The sequence below is a fragment of the Cellulosimicrobium funkei genome, from assembly GCF_001019615.1.
In the GTDB taxonomy this organism is placed as follows: Bacteria; Actinomycetota; Actinomycetes; order Actinomycetales; family Cellulomonadaceae; genus Cellulosimicrobium; species Cellulosimicrobium cellulans_E.
The window spans coordinates 33,434-50,393 of record NZ_JNBQ01000014.1 but is presented as its reverse complement, the minus strand read 5'-3'; the positions used below and the strand labels follow the sequence as shown (position 1 = coordinate 50,393).

Annotated in this window: 20 protein-coding genes; 11 read left to right on the top strand and 9 right to left on the bottom strand. The window is 73.0% G+C overall.

Annotated features, from left to right (window positions below):
* Positions 1-29: 29 nt before the first annotated feature.
* On the bottom strand, positions 30-932 hold the full coding sequence (locus tag FB00_RS11965; RefSeq protein ID WP_047233145.1) for a neutral zinc metallopeptidase: 903 nt from the start codon (positions 930-932) through the stop codon (positions 30-32).
* Positions 933-1,189: 257 nt separating this feature from the next.
* Between FB00_RS11965 and FB00_RS11960 the strand changes: the two genes are divergently transcribed.
* Positions 1,190-2,788: an ABC-F family ATP-binding cassette domain-containing protein gene (locus FB00_RS11960; RefSeq protein WP_047233144.1), complete on the top strand. Its 1,599-nt coding sequence runs from the start codon at positions 1,190-1,192 to the stop codon at positions 2,786-2,788.
* On the opposite strand, the gene FB00_RS22765 is transcribed toward FB00_RS11960, so the two are convergent.
* The 4 genes from FB00_RS22765 to FB00_RS11945 are packed head-to-tail and all read right to left on the bottom strand — an operon-like array spanning position 2,761 to position 4,407.
* The gene (locus FB00_RS22765; RefSeq protein WP_231581823.1) at positions 2,761-3,270 is read right to left on the bottom strand and encodes a hypothetical protein; all 510 of its coding nucleotides are present in this window, start codon (positions 3,268-3,270) and stop codon (positions 2,761-2,763) included. The genes FB00_RS11960 and FB00_RS22765 overlap by 28 nt on opposite strands.
* On the bottom strand, positions 3,267-3,797 hold the full coding sequence (locus FB00_RS22760; protein WP_231581822.1) for an SURF1 family protein: 531 nt from the start codon (positions 3,795-3,797) through the stop codon (positions 3,267-3,269). Before FB00_RS22760 ends, FB00_RS22765 begins: the two co-directional genes overlap by 4 nt.
* Positions 3,794-4,042, bottom strand: a complete 249-nt coding sequence (locus FB00_RS11950; protein ID WP_047233143.1) for a hypothetical protein — start codon at positions 4,040-4,042, stop codon at positions 3,794-3,796. The genes FB00_RS22760 and FB00_RS11950 overlap by 4 nt, the downstream gene beginning before the upstream one ends.
* On the bottom strand, positions 4,039-4,407 hold the full coding sequence (locus FB00_RS11945; RefSeq protein WP_082141254.1) for a DUF3099 domain-containing protein: 369 nt from the start codon (positions 4,405-4,407) through the stop codon (positions 4,039-4,041). The genes FB00_RS11950 and FB00_RS11945 overlap by 4 nt, the downstream gene beginning before the upstream one ends.
* Before the next feature lie 210 nt (positions 4,408-4,617).
* On the opposite strand from FB00_RS11945, the gene fabG reads away from it, so the two are divergent.
* The 3 genes from fabG to FB00_RS11930 all read left to right on the top strand — a co-directional run bounded on the left by fabG (position 4,618) and on the right by FB00_RS11930 (position 6,792).
* Complete coding sequence (gene fabG, locus FB00_RS11940) at positions 4,618-5,343, top strand: 3-oxoacyl-ACP reductase FabG (protein ID WP_047233142.1); 726 nt, start codon at positions 4,618-4,620, stop codon at positions 5,341-5,343.
* Positions 5,344-5,473: 130 nt separating this feature from the next.
* Positions 5,474-6,241: an enoyl-ACP reductase FabI gene (fabI, locus tag FB00_RS11935; protein WP_047233141.1), complete on the top strand. Its 768-nt coding sequence runs from the start codon at positions 5,474-5,476 to the stop codon at positions 6,239-6,241.
* Between the two features lie 14 nt (positions 6,242-6,255).
* A complete protein-coding gene (locus FB00_RS11930) occupies positions 6,256-6,792 on the top strand; it encodes a SixA phosphatase family protein (protein WP_047233140.1) in 537 nt (178 codons plus the stop codon).
* 75 nt (positions 6,793-6,867) lie between these two features.
* Here the strand turns inward: FB00_RS11930 and serB are convergent, their stop codons facing one another.
* Both serB and glgC read right to left on the bottom strand, forming a co-directional pair.
* Positions 6,868-7,536, bottom strand: a complete 669-nt coding sequence (gene serB / locus FB00_RS11925) for a phosphoserine phosphatase SerB (RefSeq protein ID WP_255365124.1) — start codon at positions 7,534-7,536, stop codon at positions 6,868-6,870.
* A 116-nt stretch (positions 7,537-7,652) separates the two neighbouring features.
* Positions 7,653-8,894, bottom strand: coding sequence for a glucose-1-phosphate adenylyltransferase (glgC, locus tag FB00_RS11920; protein ID WP_047233139.1), 1,242 nt, complete (start codon positions 8,892-8,894; stop codon positions 7,653-7,655).
* Between the two features lie 173 nt (positions 8,895-9,067).
* Here glgC and glgA point away from each other — a divergent pair, with 173 nt between their 5' ends.
* The 4 genes from glgA (at position 9,068) to FB00_RS21690 (ending at position 12,412) form a co-directional block, all read left to right on the top strand.
* Complete coding sequence (gene glgA, locus FB00_RS11915) at positions 9,068-10,279, top strand: glycogen synthase (protein ID WP_047233178.1); 1,212 nt, start codon at positions 9,068-9,070, stop codon at positions 10,277-10,279.
* Complete coding sequence (locus tag FB00_RS11910; RefSeq protein ID WP_047233138.1) at positions 10,276-10,758, top strand: SRPBCC domain-containing protein; 483 nt, start codon at positions 10,276-10,278, stop codon at positions 10,756-10,758. Before glgA ends, FB00_RS11910 begins: the two co-directional genes overlap by 4 nt.
* Positions 10,759-10,949: 191 nt before the next feature.
* On the top strand, positions 10,950-11,519 hold the full coding sequence (locus tag FB00_RS21135; protein WP_052877626.1) for a DUF6318 family protein: 570 nt from the start codon (positions 10,950-10,952) through the stop codon (positions 11,517-11,519).
* A 260-nt stretch (positions 11,520-11,779) separates the two neighbouring features.
* Complete coding sequence (locus FB00_RS21690) at positions 11,780-12,412, top strand: hypothetical protein (RefSeq protein ID WP_156186388.1); 633 nt, start codon at positions 11,780-11,782, stop codon at positions 12,410-12,412.
* Positions 12,413-12,502: 90 nt separating this feature from the next.
* On the opposite strand, the gene FB00_RS11895 is transcribed toward FB00_RS21690, so the two are convergent.
* Both FB00_RS11895 and FB00_RS11890 read right to left on the bottom strand, forming a co-directional pair.
* Entirely contained in the window at positions 12,503-12,970 is a 468-nt protein-coding gene (locus FB00_RS11895) for a hypothetical protein (protein ID WP_047233137.1), read from the bottom strand.
* Positions 12,971-13,243: 273 nt separating this feature from the next.
* Positions 13,244-14,077: a hypothetical protein gene (locus tag FB00_RS11890; RefSeq protein ID WP_231581821.1), complete on the bottom strand. Its 834-nt coding sequence runs from the start codon at positions 14,075-14,077 to the stop codon at positions 13,244-13,246.
* 27 nt (positions 14,078-14,104) lie between these two features.
* Here FB00_RS11890 and FB00_RS11885 point away from each other — a divergent pair, with 27 nt between their 5' ends.
* The 3 genes from FB00_RS11885 to FB00_RS11875 all read left to right on the top strand — a co-directional run bounded on the left by FB00_RS11885 (position 14,105) and on the right by FB00_RS11875 (position 16,833).
* Positions 14,105-14,893 carry an ABC transporter ATP-binding protein gene (locus FB00_RS11885; protein ID WP_047233136.1) on the top strand — a complete coding sequence of 263 codons (789 nt, stop codon included), beginning with the start codon at positions 14,105-14,107 and terminating at the stop codon, positions 14,891-14,893.
* 79 nt (positions 14,894-14,972) lie between these two features.
* The gene (locus FB00_RS11880) at positions 14,973-15,443 is read left to right on the top strand and encodes an NfeD family protein (RefSeq protein ID WP_308463674.1); all 471 of its coding nucleotides are present in this window, start codon (positions 14,973-14,975) and stop codon (positions 15,441-15,443) included.
* 64 nt (positions 15,444-15,507) lie between these two features.
* Positions 15,508-16,833 (top strand): SPFH domain-containing protein, encoded by a 1,326-nt coding sequence (locus FB00_RS11875; protein WP_047233134.1) that lies wholly within the window; start codon positions 15,508-15,510, stop codon positions 16,831-16,833.
* The last annotated feature ends 127 nt before the right edge of the window (positions 16,834-16,960 follow it).

Below are 16,960 nucleotides of genomic sequence, written 5' to 3'. Positions count from 1 at the left end.
GGCCCACGAGATCGACTCGGCGGGAGCGGTCAGAGCGTCGAGGCGGAGAGGGCGTTGCAGTCCTGGAGGGTGCCGCCGTTGTAGCCGATGGTGAACCAGCGCTGGCGCTGCTCGCTCGAGCCGTGGGTCCAGCCCTCAGGGTTCACCTGGCCGGTCGCGGCCTCCTGGATGCGGTCGTCGCCGACGGCGGACGCGGCGGACAGCGCGTCGTTCAGCTCCTGGTCGGTGATCGGCGCGAGGAACGTGACGCCGGTGTCCGGGTCGACGGTGCTCGCGGCGTGGCCGGCCCACATGCCCGCGAGACAGTCGGCCATGAGCTCGATGCGCACGGAGTCCGACTCGGGACCGGTGCCCTGCCGGTCGGCCGCGTCCATCGCACCGACGAGCTGCTCGATGTGGTGCCCGAACTCGTGCGCCACGACGTACATCTCCGCGAGGCCACCGTCGTTCGCGCCGAACCGGCTCGTGAGGTCGTCGTAGAAGCCGAGGTCGATGTAGACGGTCTGGTCGGGCGGGCAGTAGAACGGCCCGACGGCGCTGGTCGCCGCGCCGCAGCCCGTCGAGACCTGCCCGGTGAAGCTCACGACCTCCGGGATCGCGTACTGGACGCCCGCCTGCTGCGGGAGCGCCTCGGCCCAGTAGGCGTCGAGAGACTGGACCGTGCCGTTGAGGCGGCACTCGCGCGTCGTGTTCGCCTCCTCGGCCGTGCACGTGTCGATGTACTCCTGCTGGCCCTCGCCGTACGCGCCCGAGTCGGACCCGTCGCCACCCGTGAGCGCGCTGAGGTCGACACCGGTCTGGTTGCCCACGAACGCGATGAGCAGAGCGACCAGCACGGCCCCGATCCCGCCGCCCGCGATCATCGTGCCGCGCCGACCGCCGCCCTTGCGGACGCGTCCGCCCTCGAACGAGCCACCCTCCTGGAAAGTCACAGGTCAACGCTACCGCCGGGCCGCGCACCAGGCGTCCTGGTGGGGTGTCCGACCGCCGCGCGAGCGCGATCCCGGTGTCGAGCAGCCGCCTCGCACGTCCCCCCGGCGGAATGGGGTGGGACGCGACGCCGGGCGCCCGTAGAATCGACGAGGCCCGGACGCCGGGGCGCACGCACCCGGCCCCATGACGAGCCGCCGGCCGACCGGCCGGGCGAGGGCCGTCGTCGGGCACCCGCACCACCCGAGAGGACCCTCCCGTGATCACCGCTCACGGCGTCGAGCTGCGCGTCGGCGCCCGCGTCCTGCTGCACGAGGCGACCTTCCAGATCGCCGCGGGCGACCGGATCGGTCTCGTCGGGCGCAACGGCGCCGGCAAGACGACCCTGACCAAGACGCTCGCGGGGGAGACCCAGCCGACGGCCGGGAAGATCACGCGCGGGAACGACATCGGCTACCTGCCGCAGGACCCGCGCACGGGCGACCTCGACGTCATCGCGATGGACCGGGTGCTCTCGGCGCGCAGCCTCGACAAGATCGTGCGCCAGATGCGGGAGACCGAGGGCGCGATGGCGAGCGCCGACGTCGAGACGCACGAGGCCGCCATGGAGCGGTACCCGAAGCTCGAGGCGCGCTTCCTCGCCGCCGGCGGGTACGCCGCCGAGAGCGAGGCGCACCGCATCACGAGCAACCTCGGCCTCGACGACCGCGTGCTCGGCCAGCCGCTGAGCACGCTGTCCGGTGGTCAGCGCCGCCGCATCGAGCTCGCGCGCATCCTGTTCTCCGGGGTCGAGACGCTGCTCCTCGACGAGCCGACGAACCACCTCGACGCGGACTCGATCATCTGGCTGCGCGACTACCTCAAGTCGTACAGCGGCGGGTTCGTGGTGATCTCCCACGACGTCGAGCTGCTGCGGGCGACCGTGAACAAGGTGTTCCACCTGGACGCGAACCGGGGCGAGCTCGACCAGTACAACCTCGGCTGGGACGCCTACCTCGCGCAGCGCGAGTCGGACGAGCGCCGCCGCCGCCGCGAGCGGCAGAACGCCGAGAAGAAGGCGGGCGCGCTGCTCGCCCAGGGCGAGAAGATGCGCGCCAAGGCGACCAAGGCCGTCGCCGCGCAGCAGATGATGCGCCGCGCCGAGAAGATGCTCGCGGGCATCGAGGGCGAGCGCCAGAGCGACAAGGTCGCCAAGCTGCGCTTCCCCAAGCCGGCGCCGTGCGGGCGCACGCCGCTCACCGCGAGCGGGCTGTCCAAGGCGTACGGGTCGCAGGAGGTCTTCGCGGGCGTCGACCTCGCGATCGACCGGGGGAGCCGCGTCGTCGTGCTCGGCCTCAACGGCGCCGGCAAGACGACGCTCCTGCGCATCCTCGGCGGCGTCGAGGAGCCGGACACGGGCGAGGTGCACCCCGGGCACGGCCTGAAGATCGGCTACTACGCCCAGGAGCACGACACGCTCGACATGGACGCGACGGTCGTCGAGAACCTGCGCCACGCCGCGCCCGACCTCACCGACACCCAGGTGCGCTCCGTGCTCGGGTCGTTCCTGTTCTCGGGCGACGACGCGGAGAAGCCGACGAACGTGCTCTCCGGCGGGGAGAAGACGCGCCTCGCGCTCGCGACGCTCGTCGTCTCGGCCGCGAACGTGCTGCTCCTCGACGAGCCGACGAACAACCTCGACCCCGCGTCGCGCGCCGAGATCCTCGGGGCGCTCAAGACGTACGAGGGCGCCGTCGTCATGGTCACGCACGACGACGGGGCGGTCGAGGCGCTCGAGCCCGAGCGCGTCCTGCTGCTGCCCGACGGCGACGAAGACCTGTGGAGCGACGACTACGCGGAGCTCGTCTCGCTCGCCTGACCGGGCCGCCGGCCCTGGGCGGCCCCGACGTGCCCGTCGAGCTGGGCGTCGATGAGGGCGTCCTCCTCGTCCTCGGCGCTCGGCCGGCGGGGCCGCGGCTCGCGACGCGCCCGGGCGGCTTCCGGGTCCTGGGCGGCGAGCAGGTCGCCCGCGGTCAGCGTCGTCTCCTCGCCGCGCGCGTCGCGCCGGTCGCGGCGGACCAGGAGCCAGAACCCGGCGACCGCGCCGATCGCGAACACCGCCCACTGGAACGCGTACGACAAGTGCGACCCGGGGTCGGTGTCGGGCTTGGGCAGGGCCTCGAGCGTCTCGTCGGCCGGTGGCACCTCCGTGCGGAGCTGCCCGTACGCGCCGACCGTGCGCCCGTCCGCCCAGGCGGCGCCGTCGGGGCCGGCAGTGAGCACCTGGTCGGTGGAGATCGCCTGGACCTGCCCCTCGGGAGCGTCCCGGCCCGACGGCGGCTCGTCGCCCCGGAGCGTCACGGTCGCCTCGACCTCGCCTCCGGGGGCGCCGGGACGTCGCCCGGCGTGACGGCGTCGCTGCCGAGCGGGACGAACCCGCGGTCGACGACCACGACGAGGCCGTCGGGCGCGGACGGCGTGGGGTTCGTCATGAACGGGACGAGCACGTGGAAGCCGGGGCTGCCGCCCACGGGGCGGTTGCGCAGGAGCACGGTCGCGTCGGTCTCGTAGCGGCCGACGAGCGTCACGGGGCGCCAGAGGTCGGCCTCGCCCAGCGTGGCACCAGGACCGTCCAGGACGGCGTCGACCGGCACCGGCTCGGACGCGTAGTTCGTCTCGATGCGCTCGATCTCCGCCTCGCGCGCGACGTAGCGGTTCCACTGCCAGCGTCCCGCCACGAGGCACAGCGCGACGAGGACGAGGACCCCGACCGCGAGGGTGACCCACTGCCGCGGCGTGCGCGGCTGGTGGGCGTCCGCGGTGGCGCGCTCCGGCGTCGGGCCTGCTGGGGCGCCGGGCGCCGGGCTCGACGGCGCGGTCTGCGTCACGGGGCCGCCCGGCGCTCGAGCTCGTCGACGGGCACGGTCGAGCGCCAGAACGAGCGGGCGCCGAGGAACGTCTCGAGGTGCTCGCGGTGCGCGTCGCACGCGAGCCAGACCTTGCGCCGCTCGGGCGTGTGGATCTTGGGGTTGTTCCACAGCAGGCCCCAGACGGCCGGCTCGCGGCAGCCCTTGGCGCTGCACACCAGATCCTCCTCGCCGACGGGGTCGGCGAGGCCCAGGACGTCGGTCACCGGTTGTCCTCCTCGTGGTCCTGCGCGTCGCGCGGTCCTGCGCCGGCGATCCCGTGGGATCCCGGCACCCCTGCCGCGGGCAGCGCGCGGTGCTCCATCGGCGAGGTGTCGTAGTGGGCCTGGTCGCGCCCGGCGTTGGCGATGAGCACCGCGCTGTAGGGCAGGACGATCGCCGCGGCGGCGAACACCCAGGTCAGCCAGCTCGGCGCGACGAGGATCGCGGCCACGAAGCACACGATGCGGATGCCCATCTGGATGAGGTACTTGCGCTCGCGGCGTGACTGGTCGGCGGCCAGCGGCTCCGGGGCTGACGTGATGCTCGGGACCGCCTCGGCCGACCTCCGGGCCGTGCGTCGTGTGCTCACCCGTCCAGTCTACGTTTGTCGGGACCCCACAAAGTGTGGGGGAGCGCTGTGACCCTGCCGCACCGCGCACGGCGGCCTCGGCGCACGGTACGGTCGGTGCGGCGCGTTCGCGCGGGCCTGTCACGAGCCCGCACCAGGCCCACCCGGCACCGGCCGTGCGGGACCCGTCCCCGGCCGCCGACCCACCCGACCGTCCCGAGGAGCCGCACCGTGTCCGAAGCCACCGCACCCGCCCCGCGCACCGTCGTCGTCACCGGCGCGAACCGGGGGATCGGTCGCGCGATCGCCGAGCGGTTCGTGGCGAACGGCGACCGCGTCGCGACCGTCTACCGCGGCGGTGACCTCCCCGAGGGCGTGTTCGGCGCCGTGGCGGACATCACCGACACCGCGGCCGTCGACGCCGCGTTCACCGAGATCGAGAAGGAGCTCGGGCCGGTCGAGGTGCTCGTCGCGAACGCGGGCGTGACGCACGACCAGCTCCTGCTGCGCATGACCGACGAGGACTTCGAGTCCGTGATCGACGTCAACCTGACCGGCACGTTCCGCTGCGTGCGTCGCGTGAGCAAGGGCATGATCCGCCTGCGCCGCGGCCGCATCGTGCTCGTGTCGTCCGTGATCGGCCTCTACGGCGGCGCCGGCCAGGTCAACTACGCGTCCTCCAAGGCCGCGCTCGTCGGCATGGCGCGCTCGATCACGCGCGAGCTCGGGTCGCGCAACATCACGGCGAACGTCGTGGCGCCCGGGTTCATCGACACGGCGATGACCGCCGAGCTCCCCGAGGAGCGCCAGGCCGCGTACAAGGCCGCGATCCCCGCCGGGCGCTTCGCGCAGGCCGACGAGGTCGCCGGGGTCGTGCAGTTCCTCGCGTCCGACGACGCCGCGTACGTCTCCGGGGCCGTCATCCCCGTGGACGGCGGCCTCGGCATGGGTCACTGAGCGGACCTGCGACACGGCCCGCACGTGGGCCTCGTCACGGGCACGGTCATCGGCGCGCCCGCGCCCCCTCTCTTTCAGTACGCTCAGCCTCAGCGCGCCCGCACGGCGGGTGCACGACGGAAGGAAACCGATGGGTCTGCTCGACGGCAAGAAGCTCCTGATCACCGGAGTGCTCACCGACTCCTCGATCGCGTTCCACGCGGCGCGTCTCGCGCAGGAGGAGGGGGCCGAGGTCGTGCTCTCCTCGTTCGGCCGCCAGATGAAGCTCACGCAGGCCTTCGCCAAGCGCCTGCCCGTCGAGGCGCCCGTCGTGCAGCTCGACGTGACGAACGACGACGACCTCGCCGGCCTGGCCGACGCCCTCCGCGAGCACACGGACCGCCTCGACGGCGTCGTGCACTCGATCGGCTTCGCCCCGCAGAGCGTCATGGGCGGCAACTTCCTCTCCGGCACCTGGGAGGACGTGGCCACCGCGCTCCAGGTCTCGACGTTCTCCTACAAGTCGCTCGCGGTCGCCGCGAAGCCGCTCATGACCGACGGCGGGGCCGTCGTGGGTCTCACGTTCGACGCGCAGTTCGCGTGGCCGGTCTACGACTGGATGGGCGTGGCGAAGGCCGGCCTCGAGTCCGCGAACCGTTACCTCGCGCGCGACCTCGGCCCGGACGGCATCCGTGCCAACCTCGTCTCCGCGGGCCCGATCCGCACGACGGCCGCCAAGTCCATCCCCGGCTTCGAGCAGATGGAGGACGGCTGGCCCAAGCGCGCGCCCCTCGGCTGGGACCAGACGACGGCGGAGCCCGCCGCGCGCGCGGTCGTGGCGCTCCTGTCCGACTGGTTCCCGGCGACGACCGGTGAGATCGTGCACGTCGACGGCGGCGTGCACGCCATGGGGCAGTGACTCAGGAGGAGCGCATGGGCGCGGAGACCACCGACGGCGGCGTGCGCCGTCTCGTCCTCCTGCGCCACGCGAAGGCGGAGCCGGGCGGCGGGAGCGTCGACGACGTGCTGCGCCCCCTCGCCCTCAACGGCCGCCGGCAGGCGGTGCGCGTCGGCGGCGCGCTGCGCGAGACGGGGCTCGTCCCCGAGCGCGTGCTGTGCTCGTCGGCGCTCCGCACGCGTCAGACCTGGGAGCTCCTGTCCGCGCACCTGGGCGACGTCGACCCCGACGTCGTCGTGAGCGACGACCTCTACGCGGCCGACGTGACCGACGTGCTGGACCTCGTCCGGTCGACGGACTCGCGCGTGCGCACGCTGCTCGTCGTCGGGCACGAGCCCACGATGGCGGCGACGGCGTCGCACCTGGCCGACCCGTCCTCCGACGGCGGGGCGCTCGCCCAGGTGCGCGTCGGCGTGCCGACCGCGACGTACTCCGTCCTGGAGTCCGCGACGGCCTGGGACTCCTGGGTGCCTCGCGGGGCCCTGCTCACCTACGTGGGTCGCCCGTCCTGACGGTCCCGTCCTGCTCGTGACACGAGAGAGCCCTGGTCCGTGCGGACCAGGGCTCTCTCGCGTGCGGGGCGCGCCTCAGCGGGTGGCGTCCACCCGGTCGACGACGTCGAGGACGGCGTCGATGCGCGGCCCGTCGACGCCGTAGGGCGCCTGGGCCCGGACGACCGGCTTCGCGGCGAACGCGACGCCGATGCCCGCGGCGCCGATCATGTCGAGGTCGTTCGCGCCGTCGCCCACGGCGATCGTCGCGCTCATCGGCAGGCCGAGCTCGGCCGCGAACTCGCGCAACGCGACCTCCTTCGCGGCGCGATCCACCACCGGGCCCGTCGTGCGACCGGTGAGCCGGCCGTCGGAGACCTCGAGCCGGTTCGCGCGGAAGCGGGTGATCCCCAGCTCGGCCGCGAGGTCCGCGACGATCTCCTCGAAGCCGCCCGACACGAGACCGACCTCCCACCCGCGGCGGTGCGCCTCGGCGACGAGCTCGCGCACGCCCGGCGTGAACGTCGCGCGCGCCCGGACGTCGGCGAACGCCTCGACGGGCACGCCGGCGAGGGTCGCGACGCGCTCGCGCAGCGAGGCGCCGAAGTCGATCTCGCCGCGCATCGCGCGCTCGGTCACCTCGGTGACCTCGGCGCGCGTGCCCGCGTGGTCGGCGAGGAGCTCGATGACCTCCTGCTCGATGAGCGTCGAGTCCACGTCCATGACGAGGAGCCGGACGGGGCCGCTCGGGGGGTCGGGGGTCACGCGGGGGCTCCTCGCGGTGTCGGTCTCGTCGGTGCCCGGGCCGGGCACCTCGGCGGGCGCGTCGACGGGCAGCGCGACGCGGACGGCGTCGGGCACGACGCCGGCGGGGAGGGGCGTCACTCGACGACCGTCCCCTTGGGGACGACCGTGATGCCGGACTCGGTGACCGTGAACCCGCGGGCACGGTCCTGCTCGGGATCGAGGCCGATGCGTGCCTGCTCGCCCACGACGACGTTCTTGTCGATGATCGCGCGGTGGACCTGGGCGTGGCGGTGCACCTGCACGCCGTCCATGAGCACGGAGTCGGACACGGACGACCACGAGTGCAGGTAGGTGCCGGGGGAGAGGACCGAGCCGACCGCCGTCGCGCCCGAGATGATCACGCCGGGGGAGACGATCGAGTCCGCGGCGTGCCCGAGGCGGCCGCGGCCCGCGTGCACGAACTTCGCGGGCGGCAGGCCCGTGTAGCCGGTGTGCAGCGGCCACTCCTCGTTGTAGAGGTTGAAGACCGGCGTGACGGCGATGAGGTCCTTGTTCGCGTCGTAGTACGAGTCGATCGTCCCCACGTCGCGCCAGTAGTCGCGGTCGCGGTCCGTCGAGCCCGGGACGTCGTTGCGGATGAAGTCGTAGACCGCGGCCGTGCCCTTCTCGACGAACGCGGGCACGATGTCGCCGCCCATGTCGTGGCGCGAGTCCGCGTTCGCCGCGTCCGACGTCACGGCGTCGATGAGCGCGTCGGTGTCGATGACGTAGTTGCCCATCGACGCGAGCACCTCGTCGGGGGAGTCCGCGAGGCCCACCGGGTCCTTGGGCTTCTCGCGGAACGCCGCGATCTTCGTCGGGTCCTTCGGGTCGGTCTCGATGACGCCGAACTGGTCCGCCATGGAGATCGGCTGGCGGATGCCCGCGACGGTGAGCTGCGCGCCCGACTCGACGTGCGCGTCGACCATCTGGGAGAAGTCCATGCGGTACACGTGGTCGGCGCCGACCACGACGACGATGTCCGGCCGCTCGTCGTCGATGATGTTGAGGCACTGGTAGATCGCGTCGGCGCTGCCGAGGTACCAGTGCTTGCCGACGCGCTGCTGCGCGGGCACCGGGGCCACGTAGTTGCCGAGGAGCGACGACATGCGCCACGTCTTGGTGATGTGACGGTCGAGGCTGTGCGACTTGTACTGGGTGAGCACGATGATGTGCAGGTAGTGCGAGTTCACGAGGTTGGACAGCGCGAAGTCCACCAGGCGGTAGATGCCTCCGAACGGCACCGCGGGCTTGGCCCGCGAGGCGGTCAGCGGCATGAGGCGCTTGCCCTCGCCCCCGGCGAGGACGATGGCGAGGACTCGTGGTGCGGCGGCCATGCCCAGACCGTAGCCCCTCGGGGCGGTGCCACGCAGCAGGGAGCCGCATCCTGGGCGCGGCGCGTCCGCGCGCTCGCTCGTGGCGTCGGCGCGCGCCCTCGCGCCCGCAGCGAGACGGGCCCGCCGACGGTCATCGCGGGACCGCGGCGGGCGACTCGGCTACGGTGTGGCGCGTGAGAGTGGACCTGCTGACCCGTGAGTACCCGCCGCACGTCTACGGCGGCGCCGGCGTGCACGTCGCCGAGCTGTCCGCGGTCCTGCGCCGCCACGTCGACGTGCGCGTGCGCTGCTTCGACGGCCCGCGCGGCGAGGACGGCGTGACCGGCTACTCCGTCCCGGGCGTCCTCTCGGGAGCCAACGCCGCGCTCGGCACGTTCGGCGTCGACCTCCAGATGGCCGACGACGTCGCGGGCGCCGACCTCGTCCACTCCCACACCTGGTACGCCAACCTCGGCGGCCACCTGGCCGGGCTGCTGCACGGCGTCCCGCACGTGCTGTCCGCGCACTCGCTCGAGCCGCTGCGACCGTGGAAGGCCGAGCAGCTCGGCGGCGGGTATGCGCTGTCGTCCTGGGCCGAGCGCACCGCGTACGAGGGCGCGGCCGGGATCGTCGCGGTGTCCGGTGGCATGCGCGACGACATCCTGCGGGTCTACCCCCAGGTCGACCCCGCGAAGGTCCACGTGGTGCACAACGGCATCGACCTCGACGGCTGGCGGCGCCCCGAGCCGGGGACGCAGACCGACGTCGCCGCGCGGGTCGTGCGCGACCTCGGGATCGACCCCGACCGCCCCGCGGTCGTGTTCGTCGGCCGGATCACTCGGCAGAAGGGTCTGCCCTACCTGCTGCGCGCCGCGCGCTCGCTGCCCGACGACGTCCAGCTCGTGCTGTGCGCCGGCGCGCCCGACACGCCGGAGATCGCCGCCGAGGTGAGCGGCGCCGTCGCCGAGCTCCAGGCCGAGCGCAGCGGCGTCGTCTGGATCGAGCAGATGCTCCCGCGCGCCGAGCTCGTCGCCGTGCTCGCCGCGTCCACGGTGTTCGTGTGCCCGTCGGTGTACGAGCCGCTCGGCATCGTCAACCTCGAGGCCATGGCCGTCGGACTGCCCGTCGTCGGGACCGCGACTGGTGGCATCCCCGAGGTCGTGGACGACGGCGTCACGGGGCTCCTCGTGCCCATCGACCAGGCGGACGACGGCACGGGCACCCCGCTCGACCCTGACCGGTTCGTCGCGGACCTCGCGGCCGCGCTGACCCAGGTCGTGCGCGATCCCGAGCGCGCCGCCGCGATGGGCCGCGCCGCACGGCAGCGCGTCGAGGACCACTTCGCGTGGGACGCGATCGGGGAGCGCACGCTCGAGGTCTACCGGACGGTCCTGGGGCAGTCGTGACCGCCGCGGGGTCCGGCCGGGTCGACGAGGCGTCGCGCCTCGTCGCCGCCGCGCCCCGCGACGTCTACCGGGCCCTCGTCGACCAGGACGCGCTCGTCGCGTGGCTCCCGCCCGAGGGCATGACCGGCCACTTCGAGCGGTTCGACCTGCGCCCCGGCGGTGGCTACCGCATGGTCCTCGCCTACGACGACCCGCACGCCGACCCCGGCAAGACCGGCGAGGGGACCGACGTCGTGGACGTCGCGATCGTCGACCTCGTGCCGGACCGGAGCGTCGTGCAGCAGGTCGACTTCGCGTCCGACGACCCGGCGTTCACGGGGACCATGACGATGACCTGGACCGTCGAGCCCGCCGGAGACAGCGCGCGCGTCACCGTCCGCGCCACGGGCGTGCCGTCGGGCATCTCGCCGGAGGACCACACCGCCGGCATGGCGTCGTCGCTCGCGCACCTCGACGCGTACGTGACGTCGCGCTCCTGAGCCGCCCCGGGGCGGGCGGCGGGTTGTCCACAAGACGGGACGTGCGGGTTTCGCCCGGCGCGCGGTTTCGCTAGGTTGCTGGGCAGCCCGCACGCCTCATGGACGTGGCGTGCGGTGGTTCGCATCGATCTGCAGGGGGTCTCGTGCGTCGTTCTCGTGTGCTGTCCCGTGCCCGACGGCGGTCGCTCGCCGTGGGTGCCGTCGTCGCGGTGGGGTCGGTGGTCGCCGGGTGCACCGGGGGCGGCGACCCCGGTCCGTCGCCGACGGTCGAGGAGCCGGTCGTAACCTCGCCGTCGGAGACGCCCGAGCCCACGCCGACCGAGACCGGCCCGGCGAAACCGGAACGTCCCGCGGCGATGGAGCGTGACGACGTGGAGGGAGCAGCGGCCGCGGCGGAGTACTTTCTCGAGCTGTACCCGTACGTCATGGCGACCGGCGACACCGTCGAGTGGGACGCGATGACGTGGACGGAGACCTGCACATTCTGTACCTCTGTCAGTCAGGACGCGGCCACGGTGCAAGACCAGGCGGAAACCTTTACCGGCGCTCAGATTTCGGTCTCCAATCCCGATGTCGGCGCTTTCGACGATTTCCTAGGTGGATATCCAATCATTTTTGACTTTGAGCAAACACCTCACCGCCGAGTAGCGCAGGACGGCACTGTTGTTTCGGAAGACGATGGGGACGCGGGTCGGCTGCAGATCGACGTCCTGAACCGCGAAGGGGCATGGCTTGTGCTCGCTGTGGGGGATGCCGAGTGAACTCTGGGCCCACGGCAACTCTCATCTCGGCACTGTCTGCAATTGTCGCAGCGGTGTCTCCAGGGGCATCGGATGACGGTGGTGTCTTCTCGTCCGAATTTCAGAAGGACCAGGCGATGATCCATGGTGAGAAGACTCCCCAGGGTGGCTCCGAGTACGTGCCGGTCTCAACAGACGGCGGACCTGCGTCCGAGGCGTTTCGGCGGGGGCCGGCGTACCGGTGCTTCGACGGGGACACCGCCACGACGTATCCCGGGCTGGTGCAGGTGTGCCCCGGCGGGCAGACACCGGTCGACCACACCCAGGAGTGCACGGCGGACGAGTTCGCGATGGACCCGTTGTTCCGTCAGACGTGGACCAACGGCCCCGACGGGTCTCGCACCGCGGTCTCGGGCTGGGAGTTCGTCGACGACGGCGCCTGCATCGGGGCCGCGGACCTCGCCGCCCACGCCGAGGCCGCGTTCCGCACCCTGACGATCGCGCCGTCGCCGATCGTCGTGCAGCCCCCCGACGGGTGGACCCTGGTCAACGTCCCCACCATCACCTACACCCAGCCCAGCACCCAGACCCTGGACACGACCCTGCTCGGCATCTCGGTGCAGATTCGCGCTACTCCGCGCTCGTTCACCTGGGACTACGGAGACGGCACCGCCCCGCTCACCACGACCGACCCGGGAGCGGCCTACCCGCACCACACCGTTGCGCACACCTACGACCAGCCCGCCGACCAGGTCCAGATCGCGCTCACCACGACCTGGTCTGGGCAGTTCCGTATCACCGGCACTCCCACCTGGACCGACGTCACCGGCACGGCCACCACCACCAGCACCGCCGACCCCCTGCGCGTCTACGAGGCCCGATCCCGCCTCGTCACCGACAACCTGCCCGACTGACGCGGCCGCCCACCCGGGGCCGGACCAACCGCAGAAGGCCCGGACGGCCGATCGTCTTCGGTGCCCAGCAGCAGATCCGCTACCGCGCCCTCAGAGCAGGTCGTTCTCCGCCTCTTCGATGAGGCCGCTCCACCATGAGTCCGGCCCGGTCGCGGTGCGATCGATCGCGTGGAGCCGCTTGCGGAGCTTCCTCAGCCGCGTGCGGTGAGAGAGCCCTTTGCCTGCTGGGAGGACGCGAGGACGAACCTGACCCTCCCGGAAGGCACGAAGACGCTCCGCGGCCTGCTCAGCCGTCATCGTCACCGGTGCCGGGGCAGGTGGCCCGGAGCTCAGATACTCCGCGAAGGCCTCCAGGAAGCCCTCGGTGGCCCTCCGGTCGCGGTTGAGCGGGGAACGTTCGCCTGTTGCGACGTCGCACACCGACGTCGTCCCGTCACTGTCCTCCATGACCAGGAACTCTCCATCGTGGACACTGCCGATCTCGCGAGTCCCCGAAGAGACGTCCGCTCCCGCTGTCGCCGCGTACAGGCGGATACCGAACAGATACTCCTCGCGCACGCACTCAACCTATCGGGAGGGACCGCAACACTCTCAGCCACGCAGCACCACCCTGGTCGACGCACCCGAGGCCGACGCGCGCCGTCGTCCTCTCTCCTGCCATCGCCGCCCACCTCCCGCAGCCCGATGTCCACCTCCGTGGGGCGCCCCGGCGAGCAGCAGGCGGGACGTCGTCGTGCCTGAGCGCGGCACCCCTCGCGAGATCGACCCCAGGGTTCGAGATCGACCCCCCGAAGGTCGATCTCACGACGCACGGGTCGATCTCGCGGAACTTCAGGAGGCGATCCAGAGGGTGGCGGCGCCGACGGCGTGGCGGGAGGCGCGGTCGACCTCGCGCAGGGCGGTGGAGCGCTGGTCGGCCTGCCAGAGGTTGACGGACCCGCCGTCGTCGGCGGTGGCGAGGTCGACGATGGCGCGCAGGCGGACGGCCTGGGTCAGCACCTGGACGGCGCGTGGCGGCACGGTCGCGGGGAGCTGCCAGGCCGGGGCGCCGCTCGCGCGCAGGTCGGCGATGGCGCCCGCGGCGTCGTCGCGCCAGCGCGCGACGTCGAGCTCGTCGAGGGCGCGGGTCGCGAGGAGCAGGGCGGTGCGCAGGTCGCGCTCGGCCTCGGCGAGCGTGCCGAGGGCGCCGAGCACGCGCGTGCTCCAGGGCCCGACCGAGGTCACGTGCCAGGTGACGAGGTGACCGGGCTCGAGGTCGCTGCCGAACTCGGTGACCTCGGGCACGAGCGCCCACGACCCGGAGGACGTGGTGACGACGACGCACTCGCCGGCGTCGGTCGCGCGCGCCGCGGCCTCCGGCGGGACGCCGGCGACGTCGCCGGGGACCGGGGCGAGCGCCACGACCTCGCGTGCGTCGCCGGCCCAGGCGCCGGCCAGGTCCTCCAGCCGGAGGTCGCCCAGGGCCCCGGACGCGACGTGCGGCTCGTCGTCGCGCTGCACCGCGCGGAGCAGGCGGGCCAGACCGTCGTCGTCGCCGAGGCGCACCGCGCGCAGCCAGAGCGCGAGGAGCGCGCTGCGGGGGAGGGCGCCGGCGCTCGAGGCGGAGCCGGGTCCGGGACCGGGACCGGAGGCGTCGTGCGGACCTTCGGACGAGTGTGAGACCACGACGGCCAACCTATAGGGTCGGTGACCATGAGCGCGGTTCTCGACCTGAAGGGCGTCACCGTCCGACGTCACCCCAAGACCATCCTCGACGCGGTGGACTGGCAGGTGAACGAGGGCGAGCGGTGGGTCGTGCTGGGCCGCAACGGCGCGGGCAAGACGACGCTCCTCCAGGTCGCGTCCGCGCGGATGCACCCCACGGCGGGCACCGCCGACATCCTGGGCGAGCGGCTGGGACGCGTCGACGTCTTCGAGCTCCGGCCGCGCATCGGGCTCGCGTCCGCAGCGCTCGCGGAGCAGATCCCCGGCGACGAGACCGTGCGCGACGTCGTCCTGACGGCCGCGTACGGCGTCACGGGCCGCTGGCGCGAGGAGTACGAGGAGTTCGACGCGGAGCGCGCGAGCGACCTGCTCGCCGCGTTCGGCGTCGACCACCTGGCGGACCGCCTGTTCGGCACCCTCTCGGAGGGTGAGCGCAAGCGCACCCAGATCGCGCGCTCGCTCATGACCGACCCCGAGCTCCTGCTCCTCGACGAGCCGGCCGCCGGCCTGGACCTCGGCGGGCGAGAGGAGCTGGTCGGCGCGCTGTCCGAGCTCGCGGGCGACCCGGCGTCGCCCGTGCTCGTGCTCGTCACGCACCACGTCGAGGAGATCCCGCCGGGGTTCACGCACCTGCTCCTGCTCAAGGACGGGGTGGTGCACAGCGCAGGCCCGGTCGAGGAGGTTCTCACGGCCGAGAACCTCAGCGACGCGTTCGGCATGCCGCTCCTCGTCGCGCACGGTGGCGGGCGCTGGATGGCGCGCGCCGCGCGGGTGTGACGCACCCGTCGTCGACCAGGTACGTCGGGATGCGTGCACCGCGGGCGGAAATTCGGTAAAGTACACGTAAAGCGCGCACGTGGGAACGGGGGTCGAGATGGACTGGCTGTGGTGGGTCGGAGCGGCGCTGCTCCTCGGTCTCGTGGAGATCATCTCGCTCGACCTCGTGCTCATCATGCTGGCCGGCGGCTCGCTCGCCGCGGCGGGCGTGAACGCGGCCGGAGGGCCGCTCTGGCTCCAGATCGTCACGTTCGCGGTCGTGAGCGTCATCCTGCTGCTCACGCTGCGTCCGTGGCTGCTGCGGCACCTGCGCTCCAGGGTCCCGCTCACCGAGACGAACGTCGCCGCTCACGTCGGCCGGACGGCGCTCGCGGTCGACCGCGTGAGCGAGTTCGGCGGTCGCGTGAAGCTCGTCGGCGAGGTCTGGACCGCGCGGACCGAGCCGGACGCCCCCCAGATCCCCGTGGGGACGGAGGTGCGCGTCGTCCGGATCGACGGCGCGACGGCCGTCGTCGCGCCGCTGCCCGCGCAGCACCCGACCGGGTCGTGACCGACCGGCACGACCCGCACGCGCCGCCGGGCGACCGGTCGCGCCGACGACCAGGAGGTAGTCGATGAACGACCCCAGTCCCGGAACGATCCTCGCGTACGTCGTCCTCGCGCTGATCCTGATCTTCGTGATCGTCGCGCTCGTCAAGGCGGTGCGCATCGTGCCGCAGGCGGTCGCGATCATCGTCGAGCGCCTGGGCCGGTACTCGCGCACGCTCGAGCCGGGCCTGCACCTGCTGGTGCCGTTCATCGACCGCGTGCGCGCCTCGGTCGACCTGCGCGAGCAGGTCGTGTCGTTCCCGCCGCAGCCCGTGATCACGTCGGACAACCTCGTGGTCAGCATCGACACGGTGATCTACTTCCAGGTCACGGAGCCCAAGTCGGCGGTCTACGAGATCGCGAACTACATCACCGCGATCGAGCAGCTCACCGTCACGACGCTCCGCAACGTCATCGGCTCGATGGACCTCGAGCAGACGCTCACGAGCCGTGACCAGATCAACGGCCAGCTCCGCGGCGTCCTCGACGAGGCGACCGGTCGCTGGGGCATCCGTGTCAACCGCGTCGAGCTCAAGTCGATCGACCCGCCGCCCAGCGTGCAGGGCTCGATGGAGCAGCAGATGCGCGCCGAGCGTGACCGCCGCGCCGCCATCCTCACCGCCGAGGGCGTCAAGCAGTCGCAGATCCTCACGGCCGAGGGTGAGAAGCAGGCGGCGATCCTCCGGGCCGAGGGTGACGCGCAGTCGAAGATCCTCACCGCGGAGGGCGAGGCGCGCGCGATCCTCCAGGTGTTCGACGCCATCCACGAGGGCGACGCCGACCCCAAGCTGCTCGCGTACCAGTACCTCCAGATGCTCCCGCAGATCGCGAACGGCAGCGCCAGCAAGCTGTGGGTCGTGCCGACGGAGTTCACGGCCGCGCTCGGGTCCATCGCCAAGGGCTTCGGCGGCGTGCCGGGGATCGACGGCGGGGGCGTGCCGGGCGCGACGCCCGCCCAGGACGCGGAGGCGGCCGAGGCGAGCGCCGAGGCGCGCCGCGAGCGGGAGCGCGACCGCGTGAAGTTCGGCGTGCCGTCGCTCACCGACCCGTCGGAGGCGCTGGCGGAGGCGCGGCGGCAGGCCGAGGCGGCCACCGCCGACGCGACGAGCGCGGGGACGCGGTCCGGCCTCCCGTTCGACCCGCAGACGGAGCGCGGTCAGCACCCGGGCGGCTCCGGCGAGCACCGCGCGGGCCCGCCGGAGCCGGGTGCCGCGACGCCGCGCCCGCTGGGCGGAGCTTCGCAGTACGCGCCGCCCCCGCAGCCGATCGTGGAGGACGCTCCGGCGACGGACGAGCCGCCCGCCGACGAGCCGCCCGCGGGCGGACCGCCGTCGTTCCCGCCGCGCCACTGACGGACCGCCGCACTGACGGATCGCGGTACCGCGTCCGCGACCCGCAGTGCAGCCCGGCGGGGACGCACGACGCAGCCTCCGCACCCACCCGGGTGCGGGGGCTTCGTCGTGCGCGGCCAGTTCCGCA

What these genes read in the sequence shown, in the direction of transcription:
- fabI (WP_047233141.1), top strand. Translation starts at nt 5,474, where the DNA reads ATGGGTCTGCTCGACGGCAAGAAGCTCCTGATCACCGGAGTGCTCACC.
- FB00_RS11930 (WP_047233140.1), top strand. Translation starts at nt 6,256, where the DNA reads ATGGGCGCGGAGACCACCGACGGCGGCGTGCGCCGTCTCGTCCTCCTG.
- glgC (WP_047233139.1), bottom strand. Translation starts at nt 8,894, where the DNA reads ATGGCCGCCGCACCACGAGTCCTCGCCATCGTCCTCGCCGGGGGCGAG.
- FB00_RS11885 (WP_047233136.1), top strand. Translation starts at nt 14,105, where the DNA reads ATGAGCGCGGTTCTCGACCTGAAGGGCGTCACCGTCCGACGTCACCCC.
- FB00_RS11875 (WP_047233134.1), top strand. Translation starts at nt 15,508, where the DNA reads ATGAACGACCCCAGTCCCGGAACGATCCTCGCGTACGTCGTCCTCGCG.